The 11,124-nt window shown below is 70.6% G+C and carries 11 protein-coding genes; 5 read left to right on the forward strand and 6 right to left on the reverse strand.

Annotated features, from left to right (window positions below):
- Nucleotides 1–102: 102 nt before the first annotated feature.
- Together E1285_RS38840 and E1285_RS38845 are read right to left on the reverse strand one after the other, a co-directional pair.
- On the reverse strand, nt 103–927 hold the full coding sequence (locus E1285_RS38840) for an oxygenase MpaB family protein (RefSeq protein WP_132159599.1): 825 nt from the start codon (nt 925–927) through the stop codon (nt 103–105).
- A gap of 115 nt (nt 928–1,042) precedes the next feature.
- Nucleotides 1,043–1,774 carry an isocitrate lyase/phosphoenolpyruvate mutase family protein gene (locus E1285_RS38845; RefSeq protein ID WP_132159600.1) on the reverse strand — a complete coding sequence of 244 codons (732 nt, stop codon included), beginning with the start codon at nt 1,772–1,774 and terminating at the stop codon, nt 1,043–1,045.
- Between the two features lie 134 nt (nt 1,775–1,908).
- Between E1285_RS38845 and E1285_RS38850 the strand changes: the two genes are divergently transcribed.
- The 3 genes from E1285_RS38850 to E1285_RS38860 all read left to right on the forward strand — a co-directional run bounded on the left by E1285_RS38850 (nt 1,909) and on the right by E1285_RS38860 (nt 4,711).
- Nucleotides 1,909–2,937, forward strand: coding sequence for an alpha/beta hydrolase-fold protein (locus E1285_RS38850; protein ID WP_132159601.1), 1,029 nt, complete (start codon nt 1,909–1,911; stop codon nt 2,935–2,937).
- A 343-nt stretch (nt 2,938–3,280) separates the two neighbouring features.
- Nucleotides 3,281–4,255 (forward strand): M28 family metallopeptidase, encoded by a 975-nt coding sequence (locus E1285_RS38855; protein ID WP_207947134.1) that lies wholly within the window; start codon nt 3,281–3,283, stop codon nt 4,253–4,255.
- 237 nt (nt 4,256–4,492) lie between these two features.
- The gene (locus E1285_RS38860; protein WP_132159603.1) at nt 4,493–4,711 is read left to right on the forward strand and encodes a DUF2277 domain-containing protein; all 219 of its coding nucleotides are present in this window, start codon (nt 4,493–4,495) and stop codon (nt 4,709–4,711) included.
- Nucleotides 4,712–4,877: 166 nt separating this feature from the next.
- On the opposite strand, the gene E1285_RS38865 is transcribed toward E1285_RS38860, so the two are convergent.
- Together E1285_RS38865 and E1285_RS38870 are read right to left on the reverse strand one after the other, a co-directional pair.
- Nucleotides 4,878–5,897 carry an aspartate-semialdehyde dehydrogenase gene (locus E1285_RS38865; RefSeq protein WP_132159604.1) on the reverse strand — a complete coding sequence of 340 codons (1,020 nt, stop codon included), beginning with the start codon at nt 5,895–5,897 and terminating at the stop codon, nt 4,878–4,880.
- A 120-nt stretch (nt 5,898–6,017) separates the two neighbouring features.
- Nucleotides 6,018–7,169, reverse strand: coding sequence for an acyl-CoA dehydrogenase family protein (locus tag E1285_RS38870; RefSeq protein ID WP_132159605.1), 1,152 nt, complete (start codon nt 7,167–7,169; stop codon nt 6,018–6,020).
- A 139-nt stretch (nt 7,170–7,308) separates the two neighbouring features.
- Between E1285_RS38870 and E1285_RS38875 the strand changes: the two genes are divergently transcribed.
- Nucleotides 7,309–7,641 (forward strand): PspC domain-containing protein, encoded by a 333-nt coding sequence (locus E1285_RS38875; protein WP_132159606.1) that lies wholly within the window; start codon nt 7,309–7,311, stop codon nt 7,639–7,641.
- A 36-nt stretch (nt 7,642–7,677) separates the two neighbouring features.
- On the opposite strand, the gene E1285_RS38880 is transcribed toward E1285_RS38875, so the two are convergent.
- The gene (locus tag E1285_RS38880) at nt 7,678–9,030 is read right to left on the reverse strand and encodes an MFS transporter (RefSeq protein WP_132159607.1); all 1,353 of its coding nucleotides are present in this window, start codon (nt 9,028–9,030) and stop codon (nt 7,678–7,680) included.
- A gap of 96 nt (nt 9,031–9,126) precedes the next feature.
- Complete coding sequence (locus tag E1285_RS38885) at nt 9,127–9,468, reverse strand: metallopeptidase family protein (protein WP_132159608.1); 342 nt, start codon at nt 9,466–9,468, stop codon at nt 9,127–9,129.
- 100 nt (nt 9,469–9,568) lie between these two features.
- Here E1285_RS38885 and E1285_RS38890 point away from each other — a divergent pair.
- On the forward strand, nt 9,569–11,124 hold a 1,556-nt coding region (locus tag E1285_RS38890), incomplete at its 3' end, for a metallophosphoesterase (RefSeq protein WP_243723360.1).

Genomic DNA, 11,124 nt, shown 5'->3' on the forward strand with positions numbered 1-11,124 from the left:
GTCCCCCCGCTGACCCCCGGCTCCCCTGGCTCCCCCGGCTTGATCCTTCATGGGTCTTGCCGGGGGACCGCTGGTTTCAGCGGTCCCCCGGTGACGGCCGGGTCAGACGATGGGGCGGCCGGATTTGACGCGGCGGCGGAAGTCGCGGAGGTAGAGGTTGAAGGGGAACTCGCGGGCAGGGCGCGGGAGGACGCCGTTGGTGCGGGCGAGGACGCGGGTGAGGCGGTCGAAGCGGCGCTGGTCGCGGGGCGTCCAGGGGTAGCCGAGTTCGTCGCGGAACCGCTGCGGCAGGAAGCCGATGGTGAGGAAGCGGTTCGTCGGGGCGAGCAGCTGGCGCACCGGGGTGTGCGCGAAGCGGAGTTCGGTCAGGTCGCGCAGGTAGCCGCGGGTGAGGTCGTCCATCTCGATCTTGCTGAGGCCGTCCTGCCAGTACTCCTCGAACGCCGCCCGGTCCTCTGGCCACATCTCCTCCTTGACCTGGAGGGTGGTGCCCAGGCGGGCGCCGGCCCGGTACATCGCCTCGATCTCCTCGGCGGACGGTTCGCCGTAGAGCGTCCGGTGGATGATCTCGACGCCCTGGTAGAGGCACGCGGCGACCCAGAGCTGGAGTTCGGGGTCGAAGGCGTTGTATGCGACGGGTTCCTTGGCGTGGACCTGCCGGTGGGCGCGGTTGACCTCCTGGCGCAGTTTCTTGCGCTCGTCATCGGTTCCGAGCAGCGCGACGGCGAGGTAGGTGAGGGTCGTGCGGGTCCGCTTGACCGGGTGCTTGTCGAGGCGGCCGCTGTCGACCTTGCTGTTGGCGACGCCGTGACCGACGGGGAGCCGGGCGAGCTGCATGACGACGTTCGCGGCGGCGGCCGCGAGCGCGAGTCCGCTCATGGAGTCCTGGAGGACGTTCGTGGACGTCTCCTCGGCGGTCTCGGTCATACGAGCCTCACTCCCTGATACATAGAGGCGATTTTCGTCTCACTGTGCCATCGTAAGTGAGTGCTTGCAAGGGGCGCCCGAAGGTGAGCGCCCTCACAGTGCCACAAGTAGCGGGTCAGACGTAGGGGTCCTCCATTGCTCGGACGCGGGTGGCGAACGTCTTCAATGCCTCCAGTGCCTGGAGGAACGGCATCGGGCCGTAGGAGACCCGGGCGACGCCCATGGCGGCCAGGTCCGCGAGGGACGTGCCCGGGAAGTTGTTCGCGTTGACCGGCCCCGGCAGGCCCTCGACCAGGGCCGGGACGGCCTCCAGGGGCGCCGTGATCGGGTAGACGCAGTCGGCGCCGGCCTCGAAGTACAGGCGGCCCCGGGCGATCGCGGCGTCCACCGGGTCCGGGACCTGGTTGACGAACGTGTCGACCCGGGCGTTGATCACCAGGGCGTCGCCGGCGGCGTCCCGGACGGCGGCGAGGTACTCGGCCTGCGCCTCGGGCTTGGCGAGTTCCCCGGCGTAGGTGTCCTCCAGGTTGCACCCGGCGGCGCCGATGCCGAGGAGGCGTTCGACCAGCTCGGCGGGCCGCAGCCCGTACCCGGCCTCGGCGTCCACGGTGACGGGGACGGACGCGGCGCGAATGACGCGTCCGGCGGCGGCCAGCATCTCCTCCGCGGGCGCGCCCTCGTGGTCGGGGTAGCCCAGCATGGCGGCGACGGCGGCGCTCGCGGTGGCGAGAGCCGGGAAGCCCGCTTCCTGGACGGTGGTCGCGCTCGCGGCGTCCCAGACGTTCGGCAGCAGCAGCGGGTCGCCGGGACGGTGAAGCCCGCGCAGGCGGTTGGCGTGTTCGGTCATATGCGGTTCCTTCCCCTTTTCGAGGTGGACGAGCCGAGCCGGGGGATGGTGACATCGGCCCCAGCGGGGTGGGCACGCGTGCGGCGGGCTGGGTTAGCGTCGAGGTGGTCATCGCCCGCGAAGAGGGAGAGCGCATGCAGCCGTGGTCCGCGGAGCTCGCCGGACGCCTGGAAGAGCACGTCGTCAGCAGCCGACTGCTGCGCGGCAACCCGCTGGGGGACCCGCACGAGCGTCCCGTCCTGGTGTACGTGCCGCCGGGGTACGACGACGACCCGGACCGCCGCTACCCCAGCGTGTACGTCATCACCGGATTCACCGGGCATGCCGGGATCTGGCGCAACAGGACGCCCTACCGGCACACGTTCCCCGAGACGGCCGACGCGGTGTTCGCGTCCGGCGAGGCGCCGCCCGCGATCGTGGTGTTCGTGGACGCGTGGACCGCGCACGGCGGCAGCCAGTACGTCGACTCGCCCGGCACCGGCCGGTACCACTCCTACATCTGCGACGAGATCGTCCCCTGGGTGGACGGTCACTACCGGACGCTGGACGCGCCGCGGCACCGGGCGATCAGCGGCAAGTCCAGCGGCGGCTACGGCGCGATGATCACGCCGATGCTGCGTCCCGACCTGTTCGGGGCGCTCGCGACGCACGCGGGCGACGCGCTGTTCGAGTACTGCTACCTGACCGAGTTCCCCAAGTGCGTCCGGCATCTGCGCAAGTACGGCGGCGACATCGGGCGGTGGTGGGACGACTTCAACGGGCGCGTGGCGTTCACCAAGCCAGAGGACATGGACCTGCTCAACATCCTCGGCATGGCGGTCTGCTACTCCGCACGCGACGACGGCACGCCCGAGCTGCCGTTCGACCCGGTCAACGGCGTGATCCGGCAGGACGTGTGGGAGCGCTGGCTGGCCTGGGACCCGGTGCGGATGGTGCCAGGGCACGCCGAGGCGATGCGCTCGCAGCGGGCGATCTGGATCGACGGCGGCACGCGCGACGAGTGGTACCTGGACATCGGCGCGCAGGCGTTCCACCAGGCCCTCCTGGACGCGGGGGTCGAGGAGGACGTGATCCACTTCGAGCTGTTCGACGCGGCGCACGGCGGCATCGACTACCGCTATCCGCTCGCCCTCTCCTGGCTCTGCCGCAACATCGCCCCTTAGCGGACATCCGCGAGAGGCGCTGGGCGTCCACTTCGCGACCGAAGGTTCCCGACCGGACGGGCCGGGCCGGCCCGACCGGCCCGGCCCGTCCGTGCTGCGTGAACCCCGTTTCCCAAACTTCCATTAACAGCTCCCGGCGAATTGAAAATCCAGTATGAAATGGATTCATTGACACTTTCAGTAGGGAGGAGTGCACTTCGGGGGCGACGAGGCGAACCGCGGCCGGCCGAACGACCAGCCTGATCATCTGCTCCTGCCCGCCCCCCGCCCGCGGCCCGTGACGGGGCCTGCTCCCCCGTCACGGGCCGCACCCCCACCGGAGGAACACATGAGAACGCGCAAGATGGCGACTTTCGGAGCGGCGGCCGCGCTGACAGCCGCTCTCCTGCCCGGCGCCACCGCGACGGCAGCGCCCACGACGGCGGCCGCCCCCGACATCCCGATCGCGAACGTCAAGGCGCACCTGTCGCAGTTCCAGCGCATCGCCAGCGCCAACGGCGGCAACCGCGCCCACGGCCGTCCCGGATACCGCGCCTCGCTCGACTACGTGAAGGGCAAGCTGGACGCGGCCGGATACCAGACCGCGATCCAGTCGTTCAGCTACCGCGGCGCCACCGGCTACAACCTGCTCGCCGACTGGCCCGGCGGCGACACGAACGACACCCTGATGGTCGGCGGCCACCTCGACGGCGTCACCGCGGGCCCCGGCATCAACGACAACGGCTCCGGATCCGCCGCGATCCTGGAGACCGCGCTCGCCGTCGCCCGCGCGGACCACCAGCCCGGCCGCCATCTCCGGTTCGCCTGGTGGGGCGCCGAGGAACTCGGCCTCATCGGGTCGACGTACTACGTGAACAACCTGTCGTCCGCCGAACGGTCGAGGATCGGCGGCTACCTCAACTTCGACATGGTCGGCTCCCCCAACGCCGGCTACTTCGCCTACGACGGCGACGGTTCCAGCGGAAGCGGCGGGCCCGCGGGCTCAGCCGAGATCGAACAGGTGCTGCGGAGCCACTTCGCCGCGATCAACGTGCCCGTCCAGGACACCGCGTTCGACGGACGCTCCGACTACGGCCCGTTCATCCGCGTAGGCATCCCCGCCGGAGGGCTGTTCACCGGCGCGGAGGGACGCAAGACCACCCGGCAGGCGCAACTGTGGGGCGGCCAGGCCGGCGTCGCGTTCGACCGCTGCTACCACGCCTACTGCGACACCACGGCCAACATCAACGACACGGCCCTGGACCGCAACTCCGACGCCATCGCCCACGCCGTCTGGACACTCTCTGCTTATAGCAGTGCCCTTGGCGTCAGGCGCTAGCGCGCCTTCCTTCGGCGGGCACTGCGGTGCGATCGCTGCATCGCTCCGGCTCGCCCTAGGGGCTCGCTGCGCGATCAGGTTTCTCGCAAGCTCGAAACCTGCCTTCGGACGCGATCGCGACGGTTTGGGTTGTTGCGTGGCTGAGGTGGTGGCTGAGGCCGTCGCGTACGTGGGGCTGTCGGTGGTGGAGGGCGTCGCGTACGTGGGGCTGTCGGTGGTGGAGGGCACAATGGGGGTATGTGCCGCAGTATCAAGACGCTTCGTCCTCCCTACTCGGAGGACGTGACCGACGAGGACGTGCGGGCGGCAGCGCTGCAGTACGTCCGCAAGATCTCGGGGTTCCGCGCCCCGGCGTCCCACAACGCGGAGGCGTTCGACCGCGCCGTCGAGGAGATCGCGCAGACCACCGCCGCCCTCCTCGACACCCTGGAGGTCCGAGGCCGCCGCGCAAGCTGATGCACGCTTCAGGGTGACCTCAGCCACGCACGCGAGTGCGTTACCTGACCGGTGAGGCGACGCCGAAGGCGAGCCTCACCGGGAAGATCGCGAAGCGATGCAGCACTCGCACAGGAACGGTCACGGAGCGAGCCGCTAGGCGAGCGCAGTGGGCCGTTCCTGCAGATCACACAGCGGCGACCAGTTCGGCGATCTGGACGGTGTTGAGGGCAGCGCCCTTGCGGAGGTTGTCTCCGGAGCAGAACAGCGCGAGGCCGTTGTCGACGGTCTCGTCACGCCGGATGCGGCCGACGTAGGTCGGGTCCTGCCCGGCGGCCTCCAGCGGCGTCGGCACGTCCGACAGGACGACGCCGGGCGCGCCCGCCAGGAGTTCGCTCGCCCGCTCGGGGCTGACCGGCCGGTCGAACCGGGCGTTGATCTGCAGGGAGTGGCCCGTGAAGACGGGGACGCGGACGCAGGTGCCCGACACCTTCAGGCCCGGGATCTCCAGGATCTTGCGGCTCTCGTTGCGGAGCTTCTGCTCCTCGTCGGTCTCCGCGAGGCCGTCCTCCACGATCGCCCCGGCCATCGGCAGGACGTTGAACGCGATCGGCCGCACGTACACGTTCGGCTCGGGGAACTCCACCGCGGAGCCGGAACCGGTGAGCTTGTCGGCGTGCTGGACGGTCTTGGCGGCCTGGTCGTGCAGCTCGGCGACGCCCGCGAGCCCGCTCCCGGACACCGCCTGGTAGGTGGAGACGACGAGCGCGGTGAGGCCCGCCTCGTCGTGGAGGGGACGCAGCACCGGCATCGCGGCCATCGTGGTGCAGTTCGGGTTGGCGATGATCCCCTTGGGACGGTTCGCCGCGGCGTGCGGGTTGACCTCGGCGACGACGAGCGGGACGTCCGGGTCCAGGCGCCAGCCCGAGGAGTTGTCGATCACGACGGCGCCGGCGGCGGCGACCTTCGGCGCGAGCGCCTTCGACGTGGTCTTGCCCGCGGAGAACAGCACGATGTCGAGGCCGGAGTAGTCGGCGGCCGTCGCGTCCTCGACGGTGACCTCGGTGCCGTCGAACGGCAGCTTGCGTCCCGCCGAGCGCGCCGAGGCGAACAGCCGCAGCTCGTCGACGGGGAATCCGCGTTCGGCCAGGATTTCGAGCATCTTGGCCCCGACCTGTCCGGTGGCCCCGACGATGCCGACTCTCATGCCGCTCCCTCTGCTAGATCGCTTGGCCTGCTGGCTCTGGTTGATCCCGGGCGGTGAGTCTGCCCAGGTCCGTGGCAGGACGTCCAGTGAATAACCCTACGCGGAGGCTTCAAGCGTCACTTAACGGAACGCGTCCAGCCCGGTCACGGCCTTGCCGAGTGTGAGCAGATGCACTTCCTGGGTCCCCTCGTAGGTCAGGACGCTCTCCAGGTTGTTCATGTGCCTGATGACCGGGTATTCGAGCGTGATCCCGTTGGCGCCGAGGACCGTGCGGGCCTGCCGGGCGACGTCCAGTGCGGCGCGGACGTTCGCGAGCTTGCCGAACGACACCTGCTGCGGTGTGACGTTCCCCTCGTCCTTGCGGCGCCCGATGTGCAGGGCGGTGAGACCGGCCTGCCCTAGGGCGACCTCCATCCAGGCGAGCTTCTCCTGCGTGAGCTGGAACGACCCGATGGGTTTGCCGAACTGCTCGCGGGTCTTGGCGTAGTCGACGGCCGCCTCGTAGCAGGATCGTCCCGCGCCGATCGCGCCCCACACGATGCCGTAGCGCGCCTCCGACAGGCAGCCGAGCGGCCCCCTCAGCCCTTTCGCGCCCGGCAGCATCGCGTCCGCGGGGATCCGCACGTCGTCCAGGACGAGTTCGGACGTGACCGAGGCACGCAGCGACATCTTCTGGTGGATGTCACCGGTCGTGAAGCCGGGGGTCCCCTTGGGGACGAGGAAGCCGCGGATGCCGTCGTCGGCCTGCGCCCAGACGACGGCGATGTCGGCGGCCGACCCGTTGGTGATCCACATCTTGGCGCCGTTCAGGATCCAGTCGGAACCGTCGCGCCGCGCCCGGGTGAGCATGTCGCCGGGGTCGGAGCCGCGGTCGGGCTCGGTCAGGCCGAAGCAGCCGAGCGCCTCCCCCGCCGCCATCTTCGGCAGCCACTCGTCCTTCTGCGCGTCCGACCCGTACTTGTGGATCGCCGTCATCGACAGGGACCCCTGGACGGAGATGAAGCTGCGCAGCCCCGAGTCGGCGGCCTCCAGTTCGCGGCACGCCACCCCGTAGCCGACCGCGCTCATCCCGGCGCAGCCGTAGCCCTTGAGGTGCATGCCGAGCAGGCCGAGTTTGCCCAGTTCGGGGGCCAGCTCGCGGACGGGGAACGTCCCGGCCTCGAACCAGCCCGCCACCCGCGGCGCGACCCGTTCCGCCGTGAAGGCCCGCACGGTGTCGCGGATCATCCGTTCCTCGTCGGTGAGCTGGTCGTCGACGCGCAGCACGTCCATACCGGGCCTCCTTCGGCGGGGCTGTCCCGCCCACGAGGGTACGTCGGGGATACCTCCCGGAACGGTCAGGGGTTCACTCAGGGGCCTATCAGGGCGAATCCGGATGTCAGAGTCGCCCGCCGGTGGGCATCATCGAGGCATGGACATGGAGAAGAACACCACCGGGACCACCGACAAGAAGCTACGCCGCACCCACGACGGCCGGATGCTCGCCGGCGTCTGCTCGGGCGCCGCGCGGTACCTCGGGATCGACGCCAACATCATCCGGCTCGGCCTGGCCGTCTTCACGCTCTTCGGCGGCGCCGGGATCGCGCTCTACGCGATCGCATGGGTGATCATCCCCGAGGAGGGCGCACCGAAGTCGATCGCCGAGGACCTGTTCAAGAAGGCGAGCGACTCCCCGACCGTCCAGGACGCCGTCCAGAAGTCCAAGGACGCCATCAACAAGAACAAGGACCGCACCCACGCCTGACCACCGGCGCCTGACCACGGGCGCCTGGCAGGGGGTCTAGGACGCGGAGGCCGAGCGGCTGAGGCCGCTGGACACGTCGTCGCCGCCAGTGTGGGACGCGGCGACGGCGACGGCGACGGGCTCGGCGCGCCCGCGCATGCCGCCGATGACATCGCCGCGGACCTGGTTCCAGACGAGCGTGAGGATCGCCGCGGCCGACAGCCCGAGCACGCCCGCGAGCGCCACCACCGTCTCGGGCCCGAGCACCTGGGCGGCGGCGCCGCCGACGAGGATGCCGAGGCCCTGCCCGGCGAGGATGCCGGACTGGGCGAGGCCGAACGCCTGGCCCCGTCCCGCCGCCGGAACCGTGGTCACGAACGCGGCGTTGGCCGCGAGCTGGTAGGCGCTGCCGACGCCCGACAGCGCCCACAGCGCGACGACGCCCCACAGCGGCGGGTGCAGGCCCGCCCCGATCAGCGGCAGGCTGGCGAGCATCGACATCCAGCCCATGGCGCGCAGCCGGTTCGTGGGACGGACGAACCGGCTGAACAGGAACGCGCCGACGACCATCCCCGTCGGCATCGCCGACAGCAGCAGGCCCACGGTGACCGCGCCGCCGCCGAACGTCGCCGCGTATGGCGCGGCGAGGCCCTCGGGGATCACATAGAACGCGCACAGCCACGCGAACAGCACCAGCGACCGCAGCGCCGGGTCGCCGAAGACCAGCCGCGCGCCGTCCCGCGTCCCGCGCCACAGGCCGAGCGAGTCGCCGTCGCGCCGCCCCTTGGGCGCCGCCCGCCGCCGGAGCCCGCCGATCAGGATGACGGCGGAGGCGCCGAACGTCAGGGCGTTCAGGGCGAGGGCCTCGTGCGTCCCGACGACGGCGACGACCGCGCCGCCCGCCAGGAACCCGAGCATCTGCGTCCCCTGGTGGGTGATGTTGTTGATCGCGGTCCCGGCCACGAAACGGTCGCCCTCCAGGACGTCCGGCATGACGGCCGCGCGCGCCGCGGAGAACGGTGCGCCCAGCAGGACCGTGAGGAACACCAGGACGGACAGCCCGCCGACGGGCATCGGCACCAGCGCCATGGACGCCATCAGCCCGGCCCGCAGCACATCGGAGACGATCATGACGGTGCGGCGGGGGAACAGGTCGGCGAGCCCGGCCAGCACGGGCCCGCCCACGATCGGCGGGATGTAGGTCAGGGCGTACACCAGCGCCGTCAGCAGCGCCGACCCCGTGTGGTCGTACACGAGGACGGCCAGCGCGACCTGCGCCAGCTGGTCACCGATGAACGACAGCGCCTGAGCCAGCCAGAGGGCACGGAACTCACCTACCGCGAACACCTCGCGGTAGGTGGCCTGCCTCTCCGGCGGACGACGATGCCGGCCGGTCTGCCTTCCCGCCACGCACGCTCCAGTTCAGCCCGCCCGGTGTTGGGCGACCCTCCCTATTAACTCACGCTACGTGGCAGTTGCGTGACCTAGAGTGCGCAATTCATGGGCTCAGTATCCGAGCTCGTGCAGCCGCCGGTCGTCGATCCCGAAATGGTGAGCGATCTCGTGGACCACGGTGATCCTGACCTCTTCCACCACGTCGTCCGGGGTGTCGCAGATCTCGAGTATCTCGTTGCGGTAGATCGAAATGTGATCGGGCAGTACGGCGCCGTACCAGTCGCCGCGCTCAGTGAGGGGTACGCCTTGGTACAGGCCGAGAAGTCCGCGTTCAGGCGCATCGTCCTCGACGACGATGACGACGTTGCGCATGTGGGCGGTCAGCTCGGGTGGGATCGTGTCGAGAGCCTCGCCCACCAGGTCCTCGAACGCATCACGCGACAACTCGATCACACTGGTCATTGAACCTTCTTCATCCGGCCTGCCGCCAGGGGCCGCCCCGGGCGCAGCCCCCGAGGATGAAAAGGTTCACAGCTCGACAGAAGGGGAACTTGTGCCCAAGGTCCGCGCCAGGCTGGCCGACACCCTCGCGACCCTCCGCCTCGGCGCCTCGCGAGGGCTGCGCCCCGTCCTCGCCCGCGCCGCCCCGGCCAAGGCCCGCGCCGCCGCGGCCACCGCACGCGTCCAGGCCTTCTGCTCCCCCGTCACCCGCCGCGTCCGCCCGGCCGTCACCGGCCGCACGGCCCGGTTCCTGCTCGTCATGGTCGTCGGCATGACCGCCGGCTACGCAGGCCTTCTCCTGGGCGGACGCACCACCACCCCCGTGGGGCCCACCGACGTCCAGCTCAGCCTCCACCCGTCCCTGCACGGCGGAACGATCCTTGAGCTGCCGCCCCTGGGCTCCCTCCAGCTCGACACCCACTGGGGCCCCGTCTCGCTGGAGGCGAACCTCAAGGACGTCCGTCCCGAGCAAGCACAGAGGCTGATCGAGGACGGCGCCGAAGTCGACCGCCTCACCGACCAGATCGCCGACCAGATCCGCGACGGCGTGGTCGCCCTCCTCGTCCGCGCCACCCTGATCGCCCTCGCCGCCGGCTTCCTCGCCGGGCTGGCGCTCTTCCGCTCCTGGCGCCGCGCCCTCCTCGGCATGGCCTCCACCGCCCTCGGCCTCGTCGCCGTCACCGTCCTCACCTGGGCGACGTTCAACCCCCACTCCATCGCCGAGCCCCGCTACACCGGCCTACTCGCCAACGCGCCCCAGATCGTCGGCGACGCCCGCAGCATCGTCGAACGCTTCTCCGAGTACCGCGCCCAGCTCGCCCGCCTCGTCGGGAACGTCTCCGAGCTGTACGCGACCACCTCGACCCTGCCGACCTACGAGCCCGACCCGTCCACCATCCGCGTCCTGCACGTCTCCGACATCCACCTCAACCCCGCCGCCTGGAACGTGATCAAGTCCGTCACCACCCAGTTCAAGGTCGACCTGATCATCGACACCGGCGACCTCATGGACCACGGCAGCGAGGCCGAGGACAGGTTCGCCGACGAGATCTCCGCCCTGGAGGTCCCCTACGTCTACGTCCGCGGCAACCACGACTCCAAGGGCACCGAGGAGGCGGTCGCCGACCAGGAGAACGCCATCGTCCTGGACGACGAGACCCGCGAGGTCGAGGGCCTGCGCATCTACGGCGTCGGCGACCCCCGCTTCACCCCCGACAAGAGCACCCGCGACGACTTCACCGGCGCCGACCAGATCCGCGCCGAGGGCGACCGCCTGGCCAACAAGCTCCGCGAGACCGGAACCACCCCCGACGTCGTCGTCAGCCACGACCCCACCGAAGGCGAGGCGTTCTCCGGACTCACCCCCCTCATCCTCGGCGGCCACGCCCACAGGCGCTCGTCCAAGATCCTCCCCACCGGCACCCGCCTGTTCGTCCAGGGCTCCACCGGCGGCGCCGGCATGCGCGGCCTGGAACACGAGAAGCCCACCCCGATCGAGCTGTCCGTCATGTATTTCAGCCGCGCCACCCACCGCCTCCAGGGCTGGGACGACCTGCGCCTCGGCGGCCTGGGCCTCACGTCCGCCCAGATCGAACGCAACCTGGAACC

Origin of the sequence: Actinomadura sp. 7K507 (genome assembly GCF_004348425.1) — a bacterium.
In the GTDB taxonomy this organism is placed as follows: domain Bacteria; phylum Actinomycetota; class Actinomycetes; order Streptosporangiales; family Streptosporangiaceae; genus Spirillospora.